Here is a 25,150-nt window from a genome sequence, read left to right as displayed (position 1 = left end):
TACCAATATTTTGAAGAACACTTCAACCGATAGTTTGAAGAACACTCCAAAAACTGACCTCGAGGCTTCGTCGCGAACTCAGCAAAGAGCAGCCAAACCAAAATTATCGGTTCTGTGCCTGTCGGCAGACCGCTGCCTCGCCCGTCCTTGGTGAGACAGCGCCATCATGGACCATTTGGCGATGCTGACGCACTCAACAAGGAGTCCCCTACATGCAGAAACCACCTGCCCCCCAAGCGCATCTCGTCACTGCCGGTCTCGCTTTCGGCGAGTCGCCGCGCTGGCATGACGGACGGCTGTGGCTTTGCAACTGGGGCACCGGCGAGATTATCGCCGTCGATGCCGACGGCAACCGCGAGGTCATGCTCACCGTACCGGCTGTCCTGCCCTACTCCATTGACTGGCTGCCGGATGGCCGCCTGCTCGTCATCTCCGGCCGCGAAGGGCTGCTGCTACGACAGGAGGCCGACGGGAGCCTCGTCACTCGCGCCGATTTGCGTGACCTGTCGAAAAGCCCTTGGAACGAGATCGTCGTCGACGGGCGCGGCAACACCTATGTCAATGGCGGCGGACCGGCGCCGGCTTCTGGCGAGCATTTCAGCCCCGGCACCATCGTGTTGATCACGCCGGACGGCGCGGTCCGGCAGGTGGCGGAAAATATCGCCTTTGCCAACGGCATGGCAGTGAGCCCGGACAACAAGACGCTGATTGTCGCGGAATCCCATGCCAATCGGCTGACCGCCTTCGACATTGCCGCCGACGGCAGCCTTGCCAACCGAAGGGTCTGGGCCGACCTCGACGGCTATCCCGACGGCATCTGCCTCGATGCCGAAGGGGCGGCCTGGTATGCGGATGTTCCCAACAAGCGTTGCGTGCGGGTGCGTGAAGGCGGCGAGGTGCTGCAGACAGTGACCGTCGATCGCGGCTGCTTTGCCTGCATGCTGGGCGGCACCGACAGGAAAACGCTGTTCATTCTCGCCGCCGAATGGCGCGGCTTCGAGCATATGCTCAGCGACGCCCGCACCGGCCAGGTGTTCAGCGTCGAAGCGCCGGCACCTGGCATCGGCTGGCCGTAACAGCCTTGCTACAGCCCGGGAACCCTCTGATAGTTGGCGATGTCGGCGCGAACGCCGAGCCGGGCGATCGTCTCCTGCGGGTTGAAGGCGATGCGCTCGTGCGCGGCCTTGACGATCGGCACGACATTGTCGACGGCCGCCTGGCTTTCCCATTCGACGATGGTGACGAGGTTGAATTCGCCCGGCCCGGAGAATTGCTCGAGCAGGAAATCCTGCACGAAGCCATGCTGCAGGCGCAGCAACTCATGCGTTGTCCTGACCTTGGCGAGTATCTCCTCGCGGGCGCCGGCCGGGACGACGAATTTGTCCACCCTGAACACGCTGCCGCCGTTAACAGTCTGATTTATCTTGCTCATTTCGATTGCTCCGTTCCTGGATCATGGTGTTTTTTGGGCTCAGGAACGGCCTACAATCTCAACTTAAGTTGAGATCAAGTGCAAAAATCAGATCACACGCCGAACCTTCAATTCACCTCCGACGTGCGCCGGCGGACAATGACACCAAGTTCGTCGCCTTCGCGAGCCAAGCGCAGCCGCTCTTCGGCCTCGGTCGCCTCGCGCTGGCGGTCCCACATCGAGGCGTAGAGGCCATGCTTGCGCATCAGCTCGGCATGGGTGCCGCGCTCGGCGATCTGGCCGTCCTGCAGCACGATGATCTCATCGGCCGTGATCACCGTCGACAGGCGGTGAGCGATGACGATGGTGGTGCGGCCACGGCTGACCAGATCGAGCGCGGCCTGGATCTCCTGTTCGGTGTGGCTGTCGAGCGCCGAGGTCGCTTCGTCGAGCATCAGGATCGGCGGCGCCTTCAAAATGGTGCGGGCGATTGCCACGCGCTGCTTCTCGCCGCCCGAAAGTTTTAGCCCGCGTTCGCCGACCATCGACTTGTAGCCGTCAGGCAATCGCTCGATGAACGGGCCGATCTGAGCGAGTTCGGCCGCCTTGCGCATATCCTCCTCGCTGGCACCGATGCGGCCATAGCGGATGTTGTAGGCGATGGTGTCGTTGAACAGCACGGTGTCCTGCGGCACCATGCCGATCGCCCCGCGCAGGCTCTCCTGCGTCACGTCCCTGATATCCTGGCCATCGATCAGCACCTGGCCGCCCTGCACGTCGTAGAAGCGGAACAGAAGCCGCGAGATGGTCGACTTGCCGGCACCCGAAGGCCCGACAATGGCGACGGTCTTGCCGGCCGGCACCTCGAAGCTGATGCCCTTCAGGATCTTCCGGTTCGGGTCATAGGAGAAGTGCACGTCGCGGAACTCGACCTTGCCGGCGCTGACCGCGATTGGCCTGGCATCCGGCTTGTCGACGATCTCCTGCGGCACATCCAGCAGATCGAACATCTGCTCGATATCGGTGAGCCCCTGGCGGATTTCGCGGTAGATGAAGCCGATGAAATTGAGCGGCACCGACAGCTGCATCAGCATGGCGTTGATGAAGACGAAGTCACCGACCGTCTGCGTGCCGGCCTGCACTTCGAGCGCCGACATGCACATGACGATGACGGTGCCCAGGCCGAAGATGATGCCCTGCCCGAAATTCAACCAGCCAAGCGAGGTCCAGATGCGCGTCGCGGCGACCTCGTAGCGTGCCATGGAGCGGTCGAAGCGCTCGGCTTCCATGCCCTCATTGTTGAAATATTTCACCGTCTCGTAGTTGAGCAGCGAATCGATTGCCTTGGTGTTGGCGTCGGTATCGCTGTCGTTCATGTCGCGGCGGATCGAGATGCGCCAGTCGCTGGCGCGGACCGTGAACCAGACATAGACCCAGACGGTGACCGCGACGACGACCACATATTTCCAGCCATAGGTGTAGGCGAAGATGCCCGTGGTCAGCGCGAATTCGAGGATGGTCGGCGCCGTGTTGAGCATGATGAAGCGCACGATCGTCTCGATGCCCTTGGTGCCGCGCTCGATGATGCGCGACAGGCCGCCGGTGCGGCGCTCGAGATGGAAGCGCAGCGACAGTTGGTGCATGTGAACGAAAGTACGGAAGGCGAGCTGGCGCACGGCATATTGGCCGACGCGGGCAAACAGCGCGTCGCGCAACTGATTGAAGCCAAGCTGCACCAGGCGCACGACATTGTAGGCGACGACCAGCATGACGGGCGCCAGCAGGAAGCTCGGCAGCGGCGGCGCCGATTTGGCGTCGCCGGCCAGCGCGTCGGTCGCCCATTTGAAGAAATAGGGACCGGCGACCAGCGTCAGCTTGGCGACGACCAGCAACAGCGTCGCCCATGTGACCCGGGCTCTCAGATCGGCGCGATCCGCTGGCCACATGTAAGGCCACAAATTGAGCAGCGTCTTGAAAGTCGAGGAGTCGGAGACGGTTTTTTCGGCCATTTCTTGTGCCTTCTTCTTATTTCAGCGGCCGGAGCAGCAGGAATTGACGAGAGCGGCCACCGATGCGGAGACATCGGCGAGCGCGGCATGGTCGATCGCATAGCGCGAGCGCTGGCGATCGGGCTCGAAGCGAACCAGCCCGGCTTCGACCAGTATTTTCAGATGTTGTGACACGGTGGACTGCGCCAGATCTAAGCGGTCGACGACCTCGCGGCAGCAGCAGGAACTGCTCGTCGATAGGTGTTTCAGGATTTCGATCCGCGCCGGATGGGAAAGCGCTGCAAGTCGGGCGGCGACCGCACGGCTGTCCGGACCGCCGCATGATGCGTTTGTTTCCATCAGGGATTCTGCCATCGTTCATCGGCGATAGACGATGGACGGGCACGGGGCAAGCTAACCCTATGGGCAGAGCGCCGGAACCGCCAATCTCCCCCTCGTGGGAGAGATGTCCGGCAGGACAGAGAGGGGCGCGAAGGATCGCGACTTTCCACGATCAAAGCATTACGAGCAGCCGTAAGGTAGCTCGACCGGATTTGGCCGACAGGCTGGCGAGACAGCGCCCTCCTCTGCCCTGCCGGGCATCTCCCACAAGGGGAGATTGCGCTCAACCGTCGGCGCTCAAACCCTACTCCGTCTTGGCGGGCGCTGTCGTTGCCTGCTCGCCCATGGCCTTGAGGTCGGCGGCTTCGCCTTCCTTCGACTTTTCCGGGACCTTGAACACCTGGCCCGGCCAGATGCGGTCGGGATCACTGATCTGGTCCTGGTTGGCGAGGTAGATGGTCGAGAAGCGTACGCCGTGGCCATAGACGCGCCGCGAGATCCGCCACAGCGTGTCGTTGCGGCGGATGATGACGGCGCCGTCGGCATGTTCAAGCTTGGGCGCCACCGTCTCGGGCACATCGCTTGGCGGCGTCGCCTCCGCCATGACGGCCGGAGCCTCGGTGGCGGGAGCAGGCGTCGTGGCCGCGGCCGGTGCCTCGGCGGTGGTAGGTGCGGCCGGCTTGGGCTGAACGGGCTTCGGCGCCGAGGGTGCCACGGCGGCGATCGCTTCGCCGGGCTCACGCTCGAACGGTACGGCCGCGCGGGCCACAACTGTCACACCGTCGGCATCGAGGCCGTCGACATGGATTGTGTAGCTGCCGACCGGAATGTCGCGCGTCGCCTCGACCAGGAAATGACCGTCCGTCGAAGTTTGCGCGTCACCGAGCAGGATGTCGTTGGCATACGCGCGCACCTTGCGGCCGGCATCGGCGAGGCCGGCGACAAAGATCTTGCTGCCGTCGATCTCGACCGCCTCGACGACGATCTTGGGCTCGGTCACGCCTGCAACGGGCGGCGTCGCCGGCGCTGCAGGAGCCGGTGTCGCGTCGACCACGGCTGGCGCTGGGGCGGCTGGCGCCGGAGCGGTTGCGGGGGCTTCGGCTGTGGGAGCAGCCGGCGCGGCGGCCGGAGCAGCCGGCTTTGTCTCGGGTGCGGGAACGGTCAGCAATTCGGCCGGCTTGCCCGGCTCCTCGACCATGGCCAGCACCTGGCCGGCCGCATCCTTGGGAACCGAAACGACGGCGGTCTGCACCGAGGGCGTTACGACGTCACCGGTGGTCGCGCGCAGCGCGATCGTATAATCGCCGGGCTTCAGCGGATCATCGAGAATGATAACGAAGGCGCCATCGGGACCAGCGACCGTCGAGCCAAGCACCGTCGAGCCATTGAGGATTTCGACCTTGGCGTTGGGTGCCGCATTGCCGGCGACGACAATCGAGCCATTGCTTTCGACGCGCACGACATCGAAGGACGGTGCGACCGGACCGGTCGCAGCAGGCGCCGCCGCGTCCGCGGCCGGTGCGGCGGGTGCCGTTGCCTGGGGCACTGCGGCGGGAGCCGCCGGGACTTCAGCGGCGGGCAGCCGCGCTTCGGTGCCGGGATCGGCCGATTTTGCCGCTGCGGGCGGCGTCTGCGCCGCCACTTGCGCCGGCGGCGTGGGATTGAGATACGGGTCGAGTGCGCCCGCTACATAGGCGGTTCCCGCGGCCGCAACGGTCCCACCCGCCGCGAACAGGAACGCCTTCAGTGGATTAATTGCCATATTTCCCTACCCCTTAGCCACCTAACGCCGGTCTAGCCTGTTTTAGCAATACCGACAAGAAAAAGCCCAGGCTGTTAACCCTTGGGGCTTGACCGCGCTTTCAGACCCAATCACCAATCATCGACATGAACACGATTCGATCCGTCTGCGTCTATTGCGGCTCGTCTCCGGGCCGCGATGAAATCTATATCAAGGCCGGACACCTGCTCGGGCGCTCAATTGCCAAAGCGGGATTGCGGCTGGTCTATGGCGGCGGCACCAAAGGCATCATGGGCGCTGTCGCCGAAGGCGCGCTCAAGGCCGGCGGCAAGGTGACGGGCATCATTCCGCGCTTCCTGATCAACAAGGAGGCGAGCGAAACAGCGCTTGACCGGCTCGATGAACTCTTGATCACCGACAACATGCACGAGCGCAAGCACAAGATGTTCGAGAAATCCGACGCCTTTGTGGCACTGCCGGGCGGCATCGGCACGGTCGAGGAGATCGTCGAGATCATGACCTGGGGACAACTTGGCCATCATCGCAAGCCGATCGTCTTCGCCAATGTCAAAGGATTTTGGGATCCGATGCTGGCGCTGCTCGATCACATGGCCGCCGAAGGCTTCATCCACACCGCGCAGCGGGTCAAGCCGCTGGTCGTCGACGACCCCGAAGCGATCGTCGCCGCCATCATGGTAGCCGGATCGTCCGTCGACGCCCCGACCGAGGGCGTGCAGTCGGTGATCGATAAGATGTAGGGGAATAAGGCAGTAGGGCAGTAGGGCAATATGTGACAACAAGTGAATTGCCTGGAGGTCTCTGCCCTACTGCCCTACTGCCCTACTGCCCTACTGCCCTACTGCCCTACTGCCCTACTGCCCTACTGCCCTACTCCCCTACTCCCCTACTCCCCTCTTCCGCCGCAGCCTGCCGCAAATCGGCAATCACCGCGCGCCGGTCATGACGCCGCCAAGCGAGATGGAGTGAAACCGTGCGGTCGAACCACGGCAGGTCGCGAAACACGATCCGCGGCGGCGCGGCGGCACGCAGGCTGGCTTGCACCGTCGCCAAGCCGAGACCCGCGCTGACAAGGCCGAGCGAGGTCAGCGGGTCCGCCGTCTCATAGGCGATGTCGGGCAAGAAGCCGGCTTTGGCGCAGGCGGCAAGGAACTGGCCGCGATTGGTGTCGTCCGGCTGGCGCACGACGGTGATCCAGGTGCGACCGTCAAGATGGTGAGGCCCGATCTCTGCCACTTCAACGAGTGGGTCATCTTCGGGGATCGCCAGCACCAGCGGCTCATGCCGCAGCGCCATGGCGGCGACATCCGGATCATCATCGGGTGGCGACGAGTAGACAAAGCCCAGATCCAGCGACCGCTGCCGTAGCCCTTCCAACTGCGCCGCCGAACGCAGGCTTCTCAGCTGCAGGTGGAAATCCGGCCGGTCGCGACGGAACTGGCGCAGCATCCCGGCGACAAGCCCGGCATGAACGGCCCCTTCGACATAACCGATGGCGAGCCGGCCGACGGCGCCGCTGGCCAGGTTGCGGCCGAACTCCTCCACACGTCGCGCATTGGACAGCAGCGCGCGGGCCTCGGTGAGGAAGGCGCGGCCCTCGGCGTTGAGATGGACCCGCTGCTTCGACCTCTCAAAGAGGGAAACACCCAACTGCTCCTCGAGCTGGATGATCTGCCGGCTGAGTGGCGATTGGGAAATATGCAGCATTTCGGCTGCGCGCCCGACATTTCCGGTTTCGGCGACCGTGACGAAATAGCGGAGCTGGCGCAGGTCGAACATTTCTCCTCCAAGGCTCAAGTCCCTTTGGGTCTCAACTTTAGCCTAATCAGTCTTGGACTGTCTGGCCAGCCAAAAGCGATACTCGGCCATCCCAACCAAAGGAGACCGCCATGCAGTTCTTTGCCCTTCTCGCTCGCAACACCGAAAAATTTACCGATGCCGATTTCGCTCCGCTTCTGCCCGGCGAAGCCGAACAGCGGCGCACGCTCTACGCCGAAGGGGCGGTACGTCAGGTGTGGAACCGAGGCGACATCCCGGGCAGCGGCATGATGCTCGAGGCTGCTGATGATGCTGAGGTTCGCGGCCACCTCGCCACCTTGCCGTTGGTCAAGGCCGGCATGATGGACATTGCCGCAATCGTGCCCCTCAAGCCCTACCCCGGCTTCGGCCCGAAGCACTGACAGGGCACATCCGGGGGTGACGAAGGCGTCACCACCGGATTGACACGGGGGATCGACAGCCTGTGATCGGCTGTCAAGAAACCGTCACACGAAACCGGCTTCGCGCGTGCTAGGAATCAGTATCAGGCAGCCGCCGTGCGGCGCCATCTTCGGAACATGCATCTGGCACCGCCCATGGACATCTCTCTCGCCCCGGAAGGCACCGATCTGTCGCCCTACCTGCCCGACGAGCACGGACTGTTCTTCATCTATCACTTCACCGCTGAGGGCGTGCGAACCAGGGACGCCGCCGCCGCGCACTGGACATGGCGCAGCTACCAGCTTTCCGACATGCGGGCCCGTCACGAAATCGGCGCCGATCGGGCTTTGCCGGCACCGGCGCGTGAAGCTTTCCTGTCCGCCAGCCATGGCTGCCACATCGACCTCGAGGACGACTGGCTCTATGGCGATCTGCCGGACCTGCGCCATGACTATTCGGCGGAAGCGGGCGGGCTTGGCCATTTCCGCTTCGCGCTCAATGACACGATGCTGGTCGGCGCCCGCAAGCAACCGCTGCAGTCGGTCGACAACATCCGCAAGGCGATCGAGAATGGATCGCGCAAGTTCCGCTCGCCAGCCGAGTTGATCGAGGCTGTCGTCGGCCAGTCGTTCGATGGCATGGTGGCGGAACTTGCGGCACTCGGCGACAGTCTCGACGGCATCGAAGACCGTATCGTCTGCGACGCATGGCACAATGAACGGCAATCCCTGGTCGACGCGCGCCGGCATCTGGTGGTGATCCACAGGCAGATGGCGACGCTGACCAATCTGTTCCGTCACCTTGATCATTCGCACCGCAACGACCTGCCAGACAGCATCAACGACATGGCCGCGCGCCTTTCACACCGGGCGCAGACGCTGCACTATGACGGCGAGCAATTGCAGGCGCGCGCCCGGCTATTGCAGGACGAGCTTATGGCAAAGCTGACGACGCAGTCGAACCGGCTGCTGTACGTCCTGTCGGTGATGACGGCGGTGCTGTTGCCGATGACCATCATCTCAGGCCTGTTCGGCATGAACGTTGGGGGCCTGCCGCTGGTCGACACGCCAATGGGCTTTTGGGTGGTGACTGCTGTGTCGATGGTGATCGCGGGCGCGACCTATCTCTTTGTCAGGCGGCTCGGACAGATGTAGCACCCGCCGGCAGCTTTCACGCAGTGGCGCGAAGATCCTCGATGATGGTGCCGGCGGCGGCCACTTCCGCTTCGTGATCGGGCTCGCGCCAGGTCTCGGCAAGCCCAGCCGCATGCCATTCGCGCATCGCCGGCAGAGCAAGCAACTGCGCCGGATACGCTGCAGCCGCACCCTCGAAGGAGAGCCCATAAGACTGTGCGCGGAACGCCACCGGGGCAAAGAAAGCATCTACTGCGGTGAAATGAGCGCCCGCCAGAAATGGCCCGCCGAAACGAGCAAGACCATCATTCCAGAGGTCGTCGAGGCGAAAGAGGTCCTGCTTCAGCGCATCGGACATCGGAAACGGCTCTACCCGCACGCCGCAACTCATCGGACAGGCGCTGCGCAATGCGGTGAAGCTCGAATGCATCTCGGCGGCGGCCGAGCGCGCCCAGGCGCGCGCCTTGGCTTCGACGGGCCACACGCCATGGTGGCGTTCGGCCAGATATTCGACGATGGCCAGCGAATCCCAAACCGCCCAGCCGTCGTCGACCAGGCACGGCACGCGGCCGCTCGGTGAGAAGGAACGGTACAGATCCCAGCTCGATCCGGTCGGGAATGGCGTCAGCCGTTCCTCGAATGGGATATCCAGCGCGCGCATCAGCACCCAGGGCCGCAGCGACCATGAGGAATAATTTTTGTTGGCGATATGCAGCAGGTACATCGAACCCCCTTACCGTGCGGGCTGCGGCGCGGCGCGGCGCGCTGTCGTCAACATCGACCAGGAATAGACTGCCAAAGCCGCCCAGATCAGCGCAAAGGCGATGGCCTGGATGGTGCCGAAAGGCTCGTCGAAGATCAGAACGGCGATCAGGAACACCATGGTCGGCGCGATATATTGCATGATGCCGATGGTTGACAGCCGCAGCAGCTTGGCGCCGAAGGCGAACAGCAACAACGGCACCGATGTGACTGGACCGCAGCCGATCAGCAACGCCGTATCCGTGCCACTGCTGGATACGATGTGGTCCTGTCCGGTCGCGATGAGATAGACGATGTAGCCAAGTGCCGGCACCGACAGCAGAAGGACTTCGAGCAAAAATCCCTGGCTCGGGCCGATCGGCAGCGTCTTGCGGAAGAAGCCGTAGGCGGCGAAGGAAAACGCCAGTGCCAACGACACCCAGGGCAGCTTGCCGCCTTCGATGGTCAGCACGGCGACGGCGACGGCCGCCAGCACCACCGCCGCGATCTGCAGCCGGTCGAGCCGCTCGCCGAGCAGCAGCGCGCCGACAACGACGCTGACCAGGGGATTGATGTAGTAGCCGAGCGCGGTTTCGACGGTGCGGTCGACCGCGATCGCCCAGACATAGATGCCCCAGTTGACCGAGATCAGCGCCGCCGTCAGCGCGGCCATGGCGATGGTGCGTGGCGAACGCAGCGCCGCCTTGAAATCCGCCGTGCGGCCGGCCCAGATCAGAACGGCGGCGGCGATCGGCACCGACCAGACGATGCGATGGGCAATGACTTCCGCGAGCGGCAGATGAGCGACCGCCTTCATGTAGAAGGGCAGCAATCCCCATAGCAGATAGGCGCCGAGCGCCAGCAGAAAGCCGCGCCGGGCCTTGGACTCTGCATCCAGGGTAATTGCTTCAGTGGCCATGGGCCAACGCTATGGCCCAGTCACCTTGGCAAGACCATCGCAAAGTTCTGATGGATCAATGGACTTTCGCTGATGGTTCAACCCTATTCGGCGGCCACCAGTCCGGCCATCTCGCGGTTCTTCATCAGCTTGTAGACGATGGAATCCATCAGCGCCTGGAACGAGGCGTCGATGATGTTCTCGGAAACGCCCACCGTCCACCAGCGTGCGCCGGTGCCGTCATGCGATTCGATCAGAACGCGGGTGATCGCCTCGGTACCGCCATTGAGGATACGCACCTTGAAGTCGGCCAGCTCCATGTCGGCGATCTCGCCCTGGAATTTGCCGAGGTCCTTGCGCAGCGCGATGTCGAGCGCGTTGACCGGGCCATGCCCTTCGGCCACCGACATCTTCTCCTCGCCATCGACCACCACCTTGACGATCGCTTCGGAGACCGTCTTCAACTGGCCGTTGGCGTCGAAGCGGCGCTCGACCATGCAGCGGAACGAGGTGACGTTGAAGAATTCCGGCAGGCCGTGCAGCATCTTGCGGGCGAGGAGTTCGAAGCTGGCATCGGCGCCTTCATAGGCATAGCCCTCGGCCTCGCGCTCCTTGACCACGGATATCAGCGCGTCGAGCCGGTGATCGTCCTTCGGCACCTCGATGCCGCGTCGCCTCAGCTCGGCGAGGAAATTGGCCTTGCCGCCCTGGTCCGAGACCATGACACGGCGGCGGTTGCCGACGGTTTCGGGGGGGACGTGCTCATAGGTCGCCGGCTCCTTGGCCAGTGCGGATGCGTGGATACCCGCCTTGGTGGCGAAGGCGGAAGCGCCGACATAGGGCGCTTGCGCCTCTGGCGCTCGGTTCAGGAGTTCGTCAAATGCGCGCGACAACCTGGAAATGCCTGTCAACGCCTCAGCCGAAATGCCAGTTTCGAAACGATCGGCGAAGGCCGGCTTTAGCGCCAGCGTCGGCACGATCGAGATCAAATTGGCGTTGCCGCAGCGCTCCCCGATGCCGTTGAGCGTGCCCTGGATCTGGCGCACGCCAGCCTCGACAGCGGCGAGGGAATTCGCCACGGCCTGGCCGGTGTCGTCATGGGCATGGATACCGAGATGATCGCCTGAAATACCCGACGAAATAACCTTCTCGACGATGGCGCGGACTTCCGATGGCTGCGTGCCGCCATTGGTGTCGCACAGCACCACCCAGCGCGCCCCGGCATCATAGGCGGTCCTGGCGCAGGCCAGCGCATAGTCGGGATTGGCCTTGAAGCCATCGAAGAAATGCTCGCAGTCGACCAATGCCTCCTTGCCGGCGGCGATCGCCGCCTCGACGGAGGCCTTGATGGCGTCGAGGTTCTCCTCATTGGTGCAGCCGAGCGCGACACGGACGTGGTAGTCCCAGCTCTTGGCGACGAAGCAGATGGCATCCGATTTCGATTGCACAAGAGACGCTAGGCCGGGATCGTTGGACGCCGACACCCCTGCCCGCTTGGTCATGCCGAAGGCGACGAATTTGGCGCGCTCCGTGCGCTTCTCCTGGAAGAAGGCGGTGTCGGTCGGGTTGGCGCCGGGATAGCCGCCTTCGACATAGTCGAGGCCAAAAGCGTCAAGCAGTTTTGCGATGGCGATCTTGTCCTCGACGGAAAAGTCGATGCCCGGCGTCTGCTGGCCATCGCGCAACGTGGTGTCGAAGAGATAGAGGCGCCCGCGGGTCATGGTCATTTGCCTGCAAACTTGTCCGTCGCGCGGATCAGCCGGTCGAGGATACCCGGCTCCGAATAAGCATGACCGGCGCCCTCGATCAGATGGAAATCCGCCTTTGGCCAGGCCTTGTGCAGCGCCCAGGCATAGCGCGCCGGGCATGGCATGTCGTAGCGGCCATGGACGATGGTGCCGGGGATGTCACTCAGCCTGTGCGCGTCGCGCAGCAATTGTCCCTCTTCCAGCCAGCCGGCATGGACGAAATAGTGGTTCTCGATGCGGGCGAACGCGACGGCATAGTCGTCCTGCCCAAACGGACCGCTTGTCTCCGGCTCGGGCAACAGCGTGATCGTTTCGCCTTCCCACAGGCTCCAGGCGCGGGCCGCCTCGATCTGCGCCTTGCGATCCGTGCCGACCAGCCGCTTGCGATAGGCGGCCATCATGTCGCCGCGCTCGGCCTCCGGGATCGGCGCCAGGAAGCGCTCCCATTTGTCCGGGAACATTTCCGAGACGCCGAACTGATAGTACCATTCCAGTTCCGCACGCGTCAGCGTGTAGATGCCGCGCACCACCAGTTCGCTGACGCGTTCTGGATGGGTCTCGGCGTAGGCGAGCGCAAGCGTCGACCCCCAGGAGCCGCCGAACACCAGCCATTTGTCGAAGCCGGCCATTTCGCGCAGCCGTTCGATGTCGGCGACCAGGTGCCATGTCGTGTTGGCTTCGAGCGAGGCGTTGGGCGTCGATTTTCCGCAGCCACGCTGGTCGAACAGGATGACATCGTAGAGCTTCGGGTCGAACAGCCGCCGGTGTTTTGGCGAAATGGTGCCGCCCGGCCCGCCATGCAGGAACACCGCCGGCTTGGCGCCTTTGGTGCCGGAACGCTCCCAGTAGACCTGGTGGCCGTCGCCGACATCGAGCATGCCGGAATCGAACGCCTCGATCTCGGGATAAAGCGTACGCAATTGACTGCTCATAGTTGTAAACCTTTGGTCGGCCAGTCCGGCGTTTCATGGTCTGGGTGCTGGAAGGAGATGATGGATTCCTGCCTGTTGTAATAATCAGGATCCTGGTGGACGGGCTGATCGAAGATCGTCTCCACCCAGGGCAACCGCGCGGCATAGTTGACCTGGATCTGCGGTGCCAGGTCCGAACGGTCGTCGAAGGCACCGATCGCGATTTCCAGCCCGCCGGGCTGCCGATATGTCAGCGGCGTGCCGCAGCGGGCGCAGAAACCACGATCGATGTTGACCGACGACTGGAAGTAACTCGGCTCTTCATGGGTCCATTCGACGCCATCTCTGGGCACCGTGACCAGCGCGCCGAAGAACGAGCCGAACTGCTTCTGGCACATGCGGCAATGGCAGATGGACGGACGGCCGAGCGCTCCATGAACGCGGAAGCGCACGGCGCCACACTGGCAGCCGCCGGTTCTTACCTGATCGGTCATGATCTTTCCTTTGGCGGCCATTGTTCGGTGTCGTGGTCGGGGTGCTGGTAGGAAACGAGATCGGCCAGATAGGAGGCCGACGACATGTCGGCCATGGTGTCCTCGCCCGGCAGTTGCGGGATCGAGTCGACATAGGGCAGCTTTGCCTCGATCCCCCATTGAATCAGCGGCACGATCTCCGCTGGATTGTCGAACGCACCGATGGCGAGGCCAACCCCGTCCGGCGCGGTGAAGGTCAGCGGCGTGCCGCAATCGGCGCAAAAACCGCGATCGACATGGTTGGACGAACGGAAGTATTTCGGCTCGCCGCGCGTCCAGTCGAGCCTGGCGCCACGCACCGAAACCAGCGGCGCGTAGAACGCGCCGAACGCCTTCTGGCACATGCGGCAATGGCAGACCGAAGCGTCGCCCAAAGCGCCTTCAACGCGAAAGCGCACCGCGCCGCACTGGCAGCCGCCGGTGTAGATCGGTCGGTTGTCGAGGCTCATCGCTGATCACTCCGGCGCATGGCAGACGGCCTCGACGTTGTTGCCGTCGGGATCGAGGACGAAGGCGCCATAGTAGTCCGGGTGATAGTGCGGGCGCAGGCCCGGCCCGCCATTGTCCTTGCCGCCGGCGGCAAGCGCCGCAGCATAGAAGGCTTCGACCTCGGCGCGGCTGCGCGCGGTGAAGGCGACGTGCTGATGGGCCTTCTGACCATCCTTGCCTTCCTGCAGCCAGAATACCGGCCGATCGCGACCGTAGCCACCGACCTTTTTACCGCCGGTGTACTCCAGCGGCACCATATACAACAGCGCGGCACCAAGCGGCGCCATCGCCTTGTCATAGAAAGCCTTCGAAGCGTCGAAATCGGCAACGTTGATGCCGAGATGATCGATCATCTTTTTACCTCCCAGGTGGTGATGCGTTCGCCTGTGACCGGATCCTTGCCGTCCTTCAACTGTATCCCTTGGGCCAGCAGGTCGTCGCGGATGCGGTCGGCTTCGGCCCAGTTCTTGGCGGCGATGAACGCGAGACGCTTGGCGATGGCCTTGCCGACGTGGCCTTCATCAACCTTCGCCGACGCGACGTCGAAGCCGAGGAACAGCAGCGACGCCTTCAGCGATGCAGCGGCATCGTTGCCGTCCACTGCCTCGCCGGCCAACTGGGTCAGGACCTGGAAGGCGGCATAGGTGGCGAGATCGTCCGACAAGGCGTCGATGATCTCCACGGGCACCTGTCCCGCCGCCGTCGGCGCGAGGTCGGCTCCCCGCTTCCATTTTCGCAGGGTGTTCTCGGCCTCTTCCAGCTTGCGCACGGAAAAGTCGATCGGCTCGCGATAATGCGTCATCAGCATCGCCAGCCGCAGCACCTCGCCCGGCCATTTGCGGCCGCCGAAGGTCTCGGTCTCCAGGAGTTCGTTGATCGAGTAGAAGTTGCCGAGGCTCTTCGACATTTTCTGCCCTTCGACCTGCAGGAAGCCGTTGTGCATCCAGATGTTGGCCATCATTTCGGTGCCATGGGCGCAACGCGACTGGGCGATCTCGTTTTCATGGTGCGGGAAGATCAGGTCGAGGCCGCCGCCATGAATATCGAAGACCTCGCCGAGATAGGCGGCCGACATCGCCGAGCACTCGATGTGCCAGCCCGGCCGACCCCTGCCCCATGGCGAATTCCAGCCCGGCTCCTCCGGTGACGACAACTTCCAGAGGACAAAATCGCCGGGATTTTTCTTATGCGCGTCGACGGCGACGCGAGCACCGGCCTGCTGCTCGTCGAGATTGCGCTTCGACAGCTGGCCGTAGTCGGGCATCGACGCCGTGTCGAACAGGACTTCGCCCGCAGCAACATAGGCATGGCCGCGTTCGATCAGGCTTTGAATCAAGGTGATCATGTCGACCTTGCCGTCGGCACGGGGCTCGACGAATTCGGTGGCGCGCGGCTCGACCGTCGGCGCCAGGCAGCCGAGAACCGCCACGTCGCTGTGGAACTGGCCGGCGGTCTTTTCGGTGACCCGCCTGATCGCCTCATTCAACGACAGCGTGCCGGAAGCGATCTCGCCGCCGAAATCGCGCAAAGCGCGCGCATTGATCTTGTCGTCTACGTCGGTGATGTTGCGCACATAGGTGACGTGCGTCTGCCCATAGAGATGGCGCAGCAAGCGGAACAGCACGTCGAAGACGATCACCGGCCTGGCATTGCCGATATGAGCAAAGTCGTAGATGGTCGGGCCGCAGACATACATGCGCACGTTCAGCGGATCGATCGGGACGAAATCCTCTTTCGTCCGCGTCAGCGTGTTGTAGAGGCGCAGGCCCTGCGATGCGTCGGACATTCGTGCCTTCCCGGTTCAGAACTCAATTCGACGAAGCCAGCCCTGCGCGAACGCAAATCAGGCTCCAGCCTGCTGGCCGGGGCGTTTGTCCAATCTGGGGAGAGATGAGGCGAAAACGTCCGGACCAGCGCGAGGCTAGCCAATAATGCAAATGCCACAAATGGCGAAAGACGTTTTCATGGGCGGCTTTATCGCCTTGGCTTGTGTTGCCGTCAAGTCGCAAGTTTCGGCAAAACCGTCGCTGGGTCACAGGTAATGATGCACTGAAACATTTTATTAAACATGTCGGCACAGTCATGAAACATTCGCCGGCTAGATCAGCAGGCGTCACGATTTGGTCAGAATCGGCCATCAAACGCAGACACGAAAATGTTACCAGGGAAGAGAGACATGCCCCGAACCAAGCAGGAAGCCAACCGCGCCAAGCAGCCGGCGCTGGCCAACCACTATCGCGCAATCGGCCCGGCCGCGATCGTCGCCGCCCTTCTCCATACCGCCAAGAAGAAAAAGCCGGCGCAGAAGATCGTTTCGCCCCGCGCTGCCTGAAGGGATGGGCGGCCGGCGCCAATGGCGCCAGAAATGAAGGCGCCGACGCGCGCGCCCTCTGCTAGAACAACGTCATCTGACTGTCGTCCGCGCCGGACTTCTGGCGCTTGACCTTCTCGGGCTCCGGCCCGATCTCGCCCCGCTCCTGAATCTCCGGTCCGGTGTTGGTGACCTTGTTGACGAGGTCGGAGACCGGAATTGCCTCGAAGAAATCGAGCTGTGCCGGTCGCAACAGATCGGCGACATCGCGCGGTTCGAGCGTGCGGCAATCCAGCCAGCGGGCGAAATCCCTGGGGTCGATCACCACCGGCATGCGGTCGTGGATATGCGCTATGTCGGCATTGGCGTTGATGGTCAGGATGGCGCCGGTGTCCATTTCCGAACCGCCCGGCTCGGCATAGGTCTCGATCAGCCCGGCGAAGGCAACCAACCCGCCATGCCTGGGGCGTATCCAGTAAGGCTGTCCCTTCTTGCCACCGGTTTGCCGCCATTCATAAAAGCCGGACGCCGGCACCAAAGCGCGGCGATGGCGCATGGCGGCCTTGAACGACGCCTTTTCGGCAGCCCCTTCGGAGCTCGCGTTGAACAGCAGCGGAAACTCGCGTGTATCCTTCACCCAGGTCGGGATCAGCCCCCAGCGCACCAGCATTGGCTGCCGGTCCGGCAGATTGGAGCCCGGCGCCTGCGGAGGGCCGGCGACCGCCATCAGGATCGGCTGCGTCGGGGCGATGTTGTAGCGCGCCGGGAAATCCTCAAGCCCCGCCACGTCCAGAAAGGCAGCGGTCTGATCCGGCGTCGCGGTCAAGGCGAAACGTCCGCACATGGTCGATTGATGCCCTTCGAAAGCTTCGGTTTCTGAAAGTGGCGATGGAACCGGCGTTGCGCAACCGCTAAAACTTGTCCACGCTGGCCGGTCCACAACTGACCGGCCTTCAGCCTGATTGGGAATCCATGAACGAAGCGCGCAAAATACTTCCGGCAGTCTCGGTCGCCGTCGTGCGGGCAGACACCGTGCTTCTGGTCAAGCGAGCCCGGCAACCGTCGCAAGGGCTCTATGCCTTTCCGGGCGGCAAGGTCGAACCTGGTGAGACGCTGGAGGCAGCGGCAGAGCGCGAACTTCAGGAAGAAACCGGTTTGCGTGCCACAAATTATCGCCCGCTGCGGGAAATCCGCATCGACGGCCGGGATGACAGCCACCCGGTCGATTATCTCCTCACAGTCTTCGGCGCCGCCTATGCCGGCGGCGAGGCCGTGGCCAGCGACGATGCGGAGACGGCGGCCTTCTATACGCTCAGCGAGATGGCGGCGCTGCCGCTGGCAGGCTCGGTATTCGCGGTCGCCGAAGACTTGTTGGCCCCCGGCGGAAACGCCGGACTGCTGTCCTGAAATCAACTTGCGGGCGACAAATTGTTTCGCCACAAAGACTTATGCTGTTTAGCAGAGCCACGCAGCTGGTAGAGAAGGCTTATGAATCGTCCATCCATGCTCGTCGCCCTGTGTCTTGCGGTCGGCGCGACCGTTTCGATACGGCCCGCGCTCAGCGCCGAGTCGCCGTTCGAGCCCGGGTTGATGCGGCTGGCGGAGGTTCTGGGCTCGCTGCATTTCCTGCGCAATCTGTGCGGCGAGAAGGGCGACCAGTGGCGTGTCGAGATGACAAAACTGCTCGATTCGGAAAATCCGGACGCCGAGCGGCGCGCCCGCTTCATTGCCAGCTTCAATCGCGGCTACCGCTCCTTCGGCGGCACCTATACGAGGTGCACGCCCTCGGCGACCGAAGCCATCAGCCGCTACATGAAGGAAGGCGAGACGCTGTCTCGCGATATCGCCTCGCGTTACGGCAACTAATGCATGTCGCCCAAAAGTGGCTGCGGTTTTGGGAGAACGACACATAAAAACGAAAACCTAAAGCGCCTCGCCTGAATCCGTTCAAACGCGGCGCGCTTTAGGCACTCGCTCATCGACAACTATCCGAACCATTGCTGGGTACAGCCGATATATCGGCTTGTGCCAGGCGATATCTTGGTGCAATCCTCATGTTGCGCTTCTGCAACAGTATTAACGAAACCTTACCGCGCGAAAGCGGAATTAACTCAAACTGAAGGTTTTCGCCCCGCAGGCCGCCCCAATCGGCTAAGTTTGACTCGAACTGAACGCAGCTTCGCACAAGGCAATCGGGCTTTGTAAAAGACGATCAAAAAAATGTCGTATTTACAAATACTTAATTGTCCCTGCGTGTGAAATGAACAGATCAGGCCTGATCCACATCAATGGATCGCAGCTTGAAAGGGTGGACATTCGCTTATGGAACATGGTGTCAACGACATCGACGCGCTGGTCAGGGAAGAAAAACGCTTGACCGCCGTGGAAAGCCACAGCGAGGCCTGGGCGGAAGGTCTCTCCGCCGGGATAGAGCCCGAGATCATTGCCGAAGCAGCGCTCGAAACAGCCTTCGGCGAGATGTTGCGTGCCAATGGCGAGACCTCGGCCCTTGCCCTGCTCGACCGGATGCGTGAAAAGGTGATTGCTGGCGCCTTCGAACCTGAACGGCTGCGGCACTGAACCGACGTCCGGTTCTTTGACGGCAATATGCCGCTCGGGCGTCATGCCCGTAAGCAGGGAGAAACGGGCAGTGAGTTTTTCGATGTCAGGCAAGCCGCGTGGCTTGGTCCTTCGCATCTGTTTCGCCGCTTGCTGTGCCGCGATTCCCCTGGTTGTGTGTCTCGCGAGCAGCCCCGCCTATGCGCTGAGCGAAATCAAGCGCGAAGAGCTCCCCCCGACGGTCACGCCGCCGGCCGACGACATGTCGCCCCCCGGAAGCACCGTGCCAATGCCCAACCCGGTCGGGACGCCGCCGCCGTCTAGCCAGCCGACTGCTCCTGCCGAAGCCGAGCCGGACAGTCCGGCGGATGGCGGCGTGACCAGGCCACGCGTCGATCCGGACACGCCGGTGCCCGAGGTCATCTACGATCTCGGCAAGCTGCCGGAACCAGTGCGGCGCATGCATGATTTGATCGTCGAAGCCTGCAAGGGCGGCGATATCGAAAAGTTGCGGCCGTTGATCGGCACGGGCGACAACACAACGCAATTGTCCCTAACCGACATTGATGGCGATGCCGTCGCCTTCCTCAAGGGCCTCTCGGGCGACCCGGACGGCCAGGAAATCCTGGCCATCCTGGAGGAGGTGCTTGATGCCGGCTACGTCCACCTCGATGCCGGCACGCCACAAGAGCTCTACGTGTGGCCGTATTTCTTCGCCCTACCGCTGGACAAGCTGGACGCCAAGCAGCGGGTCGAACTGTTCAAGATCGTCACCGCTGGCGATTTCGACGACATGAAGCAGTTCGGCGCCTATATTTTCTATCGCGTCGGTATCACCCCTAGCGGACAATGGTCGTTCTTCGTCGCCGGGGATTGAGAGCGGCTCTTCCCACCCACGGGGGTGGGGAGCCTAGCGGGGCAATGCCTCAGAAAACTCCACCGCCCTACCCTGGCTTGGCGTGGCGATCTCGCCTTCCCACATCACGCGGCGGCCGCGAATGACGGTGCCGACCGGCCAGCCGACCACTTCTCTCCCGTCATAAGGCGTCCAGCCGGCTTTCGAGCCGGCCTGCGCATTGGTGATGGTCTGGCGCCGCTTCATATCGACGATGGTGAAGTCGGCGTCGTAGCCGGCAGCGATGCGGCCCTTTCTCGCCATGCCGAAGATCCGCTGCGGGCCGTGGCTAGACAGGTCGACAAAGCGCTGCAAGGTCAGCCGGCCGGCATTGACGTGGTCGAGCATGATCGGCACCAGCGTCTGCACGCCGGTCATCCCCGACGGTGAGGCCGGATAGGACTTTGCCTTCTCGGCCAGCGTGTGCGGCGCGTGGTCGGAGCCGAGCACATCGACGATGCCTTGCGCAATGCCATGCCAGACGCCATCGCGATGGCGCGCGGCACGCACCGGCGGGTTCATCTGGATCAGCGTCCCGAGCCGGGCATAGTCGTCGGCGCTCAGCGTCAAATGATGTGGCGTCGCCTCGCAGGTCGCGACATCCTTGTGTTGTTCGAGGAACACAATCTCCTCGGCGGTCGAGATGTGTAGAACATGGATGCGGGCACGGGCGTTTCGCGCAATGCGTACCAGCCGTTCGGTACAGCGCAAGGCGGCGATCTCGTCGCGCCAGACAGGGTGCGATGCCGGGTCGCCTTCGATGCGTTCGCCAAGGCGCTCGCGCAGCCGGAATTCGTCTTCCGAATGAAAGGCGGCGCGCCGGCGCGTGTTTCTCAGGATCGACGCCACGCCCTCGTCATCCTCGACCAGCAGGTCGCCAGTGGACGAACCCATGAAAACCTTGATCCCGGCCGCACCCGGCAGCCGCTCAAGCTCGCCGACATCCCCGGCATTCTCGCGGGTGCCGCCGACCCAGAAGGCGAAATCGCAATGCATGCGCCCCGTGCCGCGCCGGACCTTGTCGGCAAGCGTTGCCTCGCTGGTGGTCAGCGGATTGGTGTTGGGCATCTCGAACACGGCGGTGACGCCGCCAAGCACGGCAGCGCGCGAACCCGTTTCCAAATCTTCCTTGTGCTCCAGTCCCGGCTCGCGAAAATGCACCTGGCTGTCGACGACACCCGGCAGGATATGCAGGCCGCGGCAGTCGATCGTCTCGCCGGCCGAGGCCTGGCGGAGATCGCCGATGGCAGCGATGCGCCCGTCCTTCACGCCGATGTCGCGAGCCCCTTCGCCGTCATGGTTGACCACTGTGCCGCCTGTCAGGATGAGGTCGTAGATCATGGCCATGCTCTCTTGCGGGGGGAGTGCCAGCGGCTTACGTAAAGGCCGACCATTTTGCAAGATCAGGTTGCTTTTCCGCCCATGCCCTGTGCCCAGCTCAAAGACCGCGCCCTCATTTCCGTATCAGGTCCGGATGCCGAGCATTTTTTGCAGAACATCCTGACCACCGATCTCGACATCCTGGCTCCCGGCGAAGCCAAATCCGGTGCGCTGCTGACGCCGCAAGGCAAGATCCTGTTCGATTTCCTGATCTCCCGCACCGGCGAGAATGCATTCCGGCTCGAATGCCGTGCCGACATATCGGACGATTTCGTACGCCGGCTGACGCTCTACAAACTGCGCGCCAAGGTCGAGATTGCCAAATCCGATCAGGCGTTTGTCACCGTCGCGTGGGGACATGAATCAACACCCTCACAATCTGATTCAACGGCGGCCGCCGACACACGCTTTCCGAAGGGTGCCGTCACGCGTTCCTATGGCGAAACGGATGAGCGCGGCGATCTTGCCGCGTGGCAAGCCTTCCGCATTGTCGGCGGCATTGCCGAAAGCGGCAGCGACTACCAACTCGGAGACGCCTTCCCCCACGATGTGCTGCTGGACGAAACCGGCGGCATCGGCTTCAAGAAGGGCTGCTATGTCGGCCAGGAGGTCGTCTCGCGCATGCAGCATCGCGGCACGGCCAGGCGGCGCGTGCTGATTGCATCGGCCGACAGGCCCCTGCCCGCGCCCGGCACCGAACTGACCGTCGCAGGCAGGCCGGTTGGCACGCTCGGCTCGACCGTAGACACGACCGGTCTGGCCATTGCGCGCATCGACCGGGTCAAGGCGGCGCTCGATGCCGGCCAGCCGATCATGGCCGGGGACGTTCCGTTAACGCTGGCCATTCCCGGTTGGGCAAAATTCGCCTTCCCGCAGGAAGCCGTCAGCGCGGAGGAGGCCTGATGGCGGCCGACCGCGTCGGCGCGCCGGCACGCGCCTGGCAGCGCATGCTGTCGGGCCGCCGGCTCGATTTGCTCGACCCCTCGCCGCTCGACATCGAGATTTCGGACATTGCGCACGGGCTCGCCCGCGTTGCCCGCTGGAACGGCCAGACCAGCGGCGAGCATGCGTTTTCGGTCGCCCAGCACTCGCTGCTGGTCGAAGCGCTGTTCTGCGACCTGGTGCCCGAGGCTTCGGCCGACGCCCGGCTGGCGGCCCTGCTGCACGACGCCCCCGAATATGTCATCGGCGACATGATCTCGCCGTTCAAATCGGTGATGGGCGGCAGCTACAAGGATTGTGAGTTACGGCTGCAGCGCGCCATCCATCTGCGCTTCTCGCTGCCTCCGGAACCAAGTGCTGCGCTGCGCAAGGAGATCAAGCGCGCCGACCAGATCGCCGCCTATTTCGAGGCAACGCTGCTCGCCGGCTTTTCGACCGCCGAGGCGACCGAGTTCTTCGGCCGTCCGCGCGGCTTCAATGCCGACCGCTTCGATTTCACGCCACGTTCGGTGACCTGGGCGCAGAACGCGTTTCTGAAACGGTTTTCGGCGATCGAGACGTCGCGGCATCAGGTTTCGGCGACCGCAATCGGCTAAAGCGCGTCGCGCTGAAACGGATTCACGCGACGCGCTTTAGGTCTTTGTCTTTATGCATGTCATTCCCCCAAAACCGAGGTCACTTTTGGGCGACATGCATTAAAACGCTAAATTAACCAGCGGCGACCACAGTAGCTTGTTCGATCACGGTCCGCAGGCGCGCTCATGCCCGTCGCTGATGCCAAGGATGGTTCGGCCGTCCCGAAACGGGAGGCCGAAGGCATGGACCGCTCCCGCCACATGGAAGACGAACTGCGGGAGCAAAACCAACGCTTTTCGGCTGCGGTCGAGAACATGTCGCACGGCCTGTGCATGTTCGACGCCGACGAGCGGATGATCATCTGCAACGGCAACTACCTACACATCTTTTGCCTCGACGCCAGGGTGATAAGGCCCGGCATCCGGTTCCTCGACATTCTGCGCCACAGCGTCGATATCGGCGTCGCCTCGCAAACCGCCGACGAACTCTACGCCATCCGCAAGCCCTATATCGATCAGGCGAAGCCCTCGACCTACGAAGAAACACTGTCGGACGGCCGCATCGTCAGCATCTCGCACCGCCCTCTGGCTCTGGGCGGCTGGGTTTCGATCTATGAAGACATCACCGAGCAGCGCCGCGCGCAAGAGGATCTCAAGGAGCAGCACCGCCGCTTCGACGCAGCGCTCGCCAACATGTCGCAAGGCTTGCTGATGTATGACGCCGACGGCAAGATGATCGTGCGCAACCGGCGTTTTCTGGAGCTCTACAAGGTCACCCCGGTGGACTTTCCGCTTGGAACGACGCACCGCGACGCGCTCGAACGGTTGCTGGAACTCGGCATCTATACGAAGATCGATGTCGACAGCGAAGTCGCCAAGACCGAAGCCTGTCTGGCGGCGGCAACAATGCATTCGGCCTATCGGCATCTTACCGACGGCAGGACGGTTTTGGTCACACGTCGGCCGATGGATGGCGGCGGCTGGGTGGTGACCTTCGACGACGTCACCGAACGTCGCCGCACCGAAGAGCGCATGACCCATCTTGCGCATCACGACACGCTGACGGGATTGCCCAACCGCTCGATGTTTCGCGAACGGCTCGACCTTGCGCTGGAGGACACGGCGGCCACGCCGCTGGCGATCTTCTCGCTCGATCTCGATCGCTTCAAGGCAGTCAACGACACCTGGGGACATCCGGCCGGCGACTGGCTGCTGAAGAGCGTGGCCGAGCGGCTGCAGCGCTGCCTGCATAATGAAAACGACGTCGTTGCCCGCTTCGGCGGCGACGAATTCGTCATCATCCAGTTCAATTTCAAGGGCATTGCCAATGCTGAAAAACTCGCGAAGCGCATCGTCGAGACAATCGGAAAACCGTTCCGCGACAAGAGCCGCGAGATGCATATCGGCATCAGCCTGGGCATCGCGGTTTTCCCCAACGACGGCGGAGACGCCGACACGCTGCTGAGGAACGCGGATACAGCGCTTTACCGGGCGAAGAGCGAAGGCCGCAATCTGTATCGGTTCTTCGAACCCGGAATGGACGCAATGGTACAGGCACGGCGTGCGTTGGAGGTCGACCTCGGGACCGCACTGTCGCGCCAGGAATTCGACCTCGATTTCCAACCCATCATGAACATCGCCTCCGGCGAGATCGTCGGCGCGGAAGCCTTGATGCGCTGGCATTCCCCAGAACGTGGCATGGTGGCGCCGGACAGCTTCATTCCGGTCGCCGAAGAAACCGGATTGATCGTGCCGCTTGGAGAATGGGCGCTGAGGAAAGCCTGCACGGCGGCGGCACGGTGGCCCGCCGGCCTGCGCGTCGCGGTCAATGTCTCGGCCGTGCAACTTAAAAGCGGCAGCTTCGCCCGCAGCGTCATCTCGGCGCTGGCTTTCTCCGGCGTGCCAGCCGGTCGGTTGGAACTGGAGATCACCGAAACCGTGCTGATGGACGAAAGCGAGGTGGTGCTAAGGACGCTGCGGCAGTTGCGCGAACTCGGCATCCGCATCGCGCTGGACGATTTCGGCACCGGCTATTCGTCGCTCGGCTACCTCAGGCGTTTTCCTGTCGACAAGATCAAGATCGACCGTTCGTTCATCCACGACCTCGGCAATCGCGACACCGCGGCGATCGTTCGCACCGTCATCGGGCTGGGTGCCGAGCTTGGCATCACTGTCACCGCCGAGGGGGTCGAGACCGAGGTGCAACTCGACATCCTGCGCAGCAATGGCTGCACCGAGGCGCAGGGCTTTCTGATCGGCGCGCCGTCAAAGGCGGCCGAGATCCAGCGCCTGTTGAGATCCCGGGCGCCGCACAGCCAGACTGGCTAGGCCGGCCA

At 63.1% G+C, this 25,150-nt stretch carries 27 protein-coding genes; 12 read left to right on the top strand and 15 right to left on the bottom strand.

What is annotated here, in order from left to right; translation table 11 throughout:
- Positions 1-212: 212 nt before the first annotated feature.
- A complete protein-coding gene (locus tag A4R29_RS09430; protein ID WP_024504336.1) occupies positions 213-1,076 on the top strand; it encodes an SMP-30/gluconolactonase/LRE family protein in 864 nt (287 codons plus the stop codon).
- 8 nt (positions 1,077-1,084) lie between these two features.
- Here A4R29_RS09430 and A4R29_RS09425 read toward each other — a convergent pair whose 3' ends face one another.
- From A4R29_RS09425 to A4R29_RS09410, 4 genes are all read right to left on the bottom strand, one after another.
- A complete protein-coding gene (locus A4R29_RS09425; protein WP_013532546.1) occupies positions 1,085-1,432 on the bottom strand; it encodes an antibiotic biosynthesis monooxygenase in 348 nt (115 codons plus the stop codon).
- 107 nt (positions 1,433-1,539) lie between these two features.
- The gene (locus A4R29_RS09420; protein WP_013532547.1) at positions 1,540-3,420 is read right to left on the bottom strand and encodes an ABCB family ABC transporter ATP-binding protein/permease; all 1,881 of its coding nucleotides are present in this window, start codon (positions 3,418-3,420) and stop codon (positions 1,540-1,542) included.
- Positions 3,421-3,441: 21 nt separating this feature from the next.
- Positions 3,442-3,774 (bottom strand): ArsR/SmtB family transcription factor, encoded by a 333-nt coding sequence (locus tag A4R29_RS09415; RefSeq protein ID WP_013532548.1) that lies wholly within the window; start codon positions 3,772-3,774, stop codon positions 3,442-3,444.
- A gap of 271 nt (positions 3,775-4,045) precedes the next feature.
- Positions 4,046-5,503: a LysM peptidoglycan-binding domain-containing protein gene (locus A4R29_RS09410; protein ID WP_024504337.1), complete on the bottom strand. Its 1,458-nt coding sequence runs from the start codon at positions 5,501-5,503 to the stop codon at positions 4,046-4,048.
- Between the two features lie 125 nt (positions 5,504-5,628).
- On the opposite strand from A4R29_RS09410, the gene A4R29_RS09405 reads away from it, so the two are divergent.
- Positions 5,629-6,240: an LOG family protein gene (locus A4R29_RS09405; protein WP_013532550.1), complete on the top strand. Its 612-nt coding sequence runs from the start codon at positions 5,629-5,631 to the stop codon at positions 6,238-6,240.
- A gap of 130 nt (positions 6,241-6,370) precedes the next feature.
- Here A4R29_RS09405 and A4R29_RS09400 read toward each other — a convergent pair whose 3' ends face one another.
- Positions 6,371-7,279 carry a LysR substrate-binding domain-containing protein gene (locus tag A4R29_RS09400; RefSeq protein WP_063171781.1) on the bottom strand — a complete coding sequence of 303 codons (909 nt, stop codon included), beginning with the start codon at positions 7,277-7,279 and terminating at the stop codon, positions 6,371-6,373.
- A gap of 110 nt (positions 7,280-7,389) precedes the next feature.
- On the opposite strand from A4R29_RS09400, the gene A4R29_RS09395 reads away from it, so the two are divergent.
- Together A4R29_RS09395 and A4R29_RS09390 are read left to right on the top strand one after the other, a co-directional pair.
- A complete protein-coding gene (locus A4R29_RS09395; RefSeq protein ID WP_013532552.1) occupies positions 7,390-7,680 on the top strand; it encodes a muconolactone Delta-isomerase family protein in 291 nt (96 codons plus the stop codon).
- Between the two features lie 174 nt (positions 7,681-7,854).
- Positions 7,855-8,853 (top strand): transporter, encoded by a 999-nt coding sequence (locus A4R29_RS09390; RefSeq protein WP_063173629.1) that lies wholly within the window; start codon positions 7,855-7,857, stop codon positions 8,851-8,853.
- A gap of 16 nt (positions 8,854-8,869) precedes the next feature.
- Here the strand turns inward: A4R29_RS09390 and A4R29_RS09385 are convergent, their stop codons facing one another.
- From A4R29_RS09385 to cysS, 8 genes are all read right to left on the bottom strand, one after another.
- Entirely contained in the window at positions 8,870-9,556 is a 687-nt protein-coding gene (locus A4R29_RS09385) for a glutathione S-transferase family protein (protein ID WP_063171780.1), read from the bottom strand.
- Between the two features lie 9 nt (positions 9,557-9,565).
- Positions 9,566-10,492 (bottom strand): EamA family transporter RarD, encoded by a 927-nt coding sequence (gene rarD / locus A4R29_RS09380; RefSeq protein ID WP_013532555.1) that lies wholly within the window; start codon positions 10,490-10,492, stop codon positions 9,566-9,568.
- An 83-nt stretch (positions 10,493-10,575) separates the two neighbouring features.
- Positions 10,576-12,198 (bottom strand): citramalate synthase, encoded by a 1,623-nt coding sequence (gene cimA, locus A4R29_RS09375; RefSeq protein WP_174564965.1) that lies wholly within the window; start codon positions 12,196-12,198, stop codon positions 10,576-10,578.
- Positions 12,195-13,151: a prolyl aminopeptidase gene (gene pip / locus A4R29_RS09370; protein WP_063171779.1), complete on the bottom strand. Its 957-nt coding sequence runs from the start codon at positions 13,149-13,151 to the stop codon at positions 12,195-12,197. The genes cimA and pip overlap by 4 nt, the downstream gene beginning before the upstream one ends.
- Positions 13,148-13,624 carry a GFA family protein gene (locus tag A4R29_RS09365; RefSeq protein WP_013532558.1) on the bottom strand — a complete coding sequence of 159 codons (477 nt, stop codon included), beginning with the start codon at positions 13,622-13,624 and terminating at the stop codon, positions 13,148-13,150. Before A4R29_RS09365 ends, pip begins: the two co-directional genes overlap by 4 nt.
- The gene (locus tag A4R29_RS09360; RefSeq protein ID WP_013532559.1) at positions 13,621-14,112 is read right to left on the bottom strand and encodes a GFA family protein; all 492 of its coding nucleotides are present in this window, start codon (positions 14,110-14,112) and stop codon (positions 13,621-13,623) included. The genes A4R29_RS09365 and A4R29_RS09360 overlap by 4 nt, the downstream gene beginning before the upstream one ends.
- 6 nt (positions 14,113-14,118) lie before the next feature.
- Positions 14,119-14,505, bottom strand: a complete 387-nt coding sequence (locus A4R29_RS09355) for a VOC family protein (RefSeq protein ID WP_013532560.1) — start codon at positions 14,503-14,505, stop codon at positions 14,119-14,121.
- Positions 14,502-15,938: a cysteine--tRNA ligase gene (gene cysS, locus A4R29_RS09350; RefSeq protein ID WP_063171778.1), complete on the bottom strand. Its 1,437-nt coding sequence runs from the start codon at positions 15,936-15,938 to the stop codon at positions 14,502-14,504. The genes A4R29_RS09355 and cysS overlap by 4 nt, the downstream gene beginning before the upstream one ends.
- A 390-nt stretch (positions 15,939-16,328) precedes the next feature.
- Here cysS and A4R29_RS32935 point away from each other — a divergent pair, with 390 nt between their 5' ends.
- Positions 16,329-16,484: a hypothetical protein gene (locus A4R29_RS32935; protein WP_013532562.1), complete on the top strand. Its 156-nt coding sequence runs from the start codon at positions 16,329-16,331 to the stop codon at positions 16,482-16,484.
- Between the two features lie 61 nt (positions 16,485-16,545).
- On the opposite strand, the gene A4R29_RS09345 is transcribed toward A4R29_RS32935, so the two are convergent.
- Positions 16,546-17,307 (bottom strand): SOS response-associated peptidase, encoded by a 762-nt coding sequence (locus tag A4R29_RS09345; RefSeq protein ID WP_063171777.1) that lies wholly within the window; start codon positions 17,305-17,307, stop codon positions 16,546-16,548.
- 128 nt (positions 17,308-17,435) lie between these two features.
- Here A4R29_RS09345 and A4R29_RS09340 point away from each other — a divergent pair, with 128 nt between their 5' ends.
- From A4R29_RS09340 to A4R29_RS09325, 4 genes are all read left to right on the top strand, one after another.
- On the top strand, positions 17,436-17,870 hold the full coding sequence (locus tag A4R29_RS09340) for an NUDIX hydrolase (protein WP_013532564.1): 435 nt from the start codon (positions 17,436-17,438) through the stop codon (positions 17,868-17,870).
- Between the two features lie 81 nt (positions 17,871-17,951).
- Positions 17,952-18,329: a TIGR02301 family protein gene (locus A4R29_RS09335; RefSeq protein WP_063171776.1), complete on the top strand. Its 378-nt coding sequence runs from the start codon at positions 17,952-17,954 to the stop codon at positions 18,327-18,329.
- A 456-nt stretch (positions 18,330-18,785) separates the two neighbouring features.
- Positions 18,786-19,043 carry a hypothetical protein gene (locus A4R29_RS09330; protein ID WP_008874920.1) on the top strand — a complete coding sequence of 86 codons (258 nt, stop codon included), beginning with the start codon at positions 18,786-18,788 and terminating at the stop codon, positions 19,041-19,043.
- Positions 19,044-19,125: 82 nt separating this feature from the next.
- Complete coding sequence (locus tag A4R29_RS09325) at positions 19,126-19,899, top strand: hypothetical protein (RefSeq protein ID WP_082827361.1); 774 nt, start codon at positions 19,126-19,128, stop codon at positions 19,897-19,899.
- A 33-nt stretch (positions 19,900-19,932) separates the two neighbouring features.
- On the opposite strand, the gene A4R29_RS09320 is transcribed toward A4R29_RS09325, so the two are convergent.
- Entirely contained in the window at positions 19,933-21,264 is a 1,332-nt protein-coding gene (locus A4R29_RS09320; RefSeq protein WP_063171774.1) for a dihydroorotase, read from the bottom strand.
- A gap of 75 nt (positions 21,265-21,339) precedes the next feature.
- Between A4R29_RS09320 and ygfZ the strand changes: the two genes are divergently transcribed.
- The 3 genes from ygfZ to A4R29_RS09305 all read left to right on the top strand — a co-directional run bounded on the left by ygfZ (position 21,340) and on the right by A4R29_RS09305 (position 25,142).
- Complete coding sequence (gene ygfZ / locus A4R29_RS09315; protein WP_063171773.1) at positions 21,340-22,200, top strand: CAF17-like 4Fe-4S cluster assembly/insertion protein YgfZ; 861 nt, start codon at positions 21,340-21,342, stop codon at positions 22,198-22,200.
- Positions 22,200-22,835, top strand: a complete 636-nt coding sequence (locus A4R29_RS09310) for an HD domain-containing protein (protein ID WP_013532569.1) — start codon at positions 22,200-22,202, stop codon at positions 22,833-22,835. Before ygfZ ends, A4R29_RS09310 begins: the two co-directional genes overlap by 1 nt.
- Before the next feature lie 165 nt (positions 22,836-23,000).
- Entirely contained in the window at positions 23,001-25,142 is a 2,142-nt protein-coding gene (locus A4R29_RS09305; RefSeq protein WP_063171772.1) for a putative bifunctional diguanylate cyclase/phosphodiesterase, read from the top strand.
- Positions 25,143-25,150: the final 8 nt, after the last annotated feature.

This window comes from Mesorhizobium ciceri biovar biserrulae, assembly GCF_001618845.1.
Lineage (GTDB): Bacteria > Pseudomonadota > Alphaproteobacteria > Rhizobiales > Rhizobiaceae > Mesorhizobium > Mesorhizobium ciceri.
Note: the sequence above shows the minus strand (reverse complement) of the source record. Positions and strands in the feature narration are given on the sequence as shown.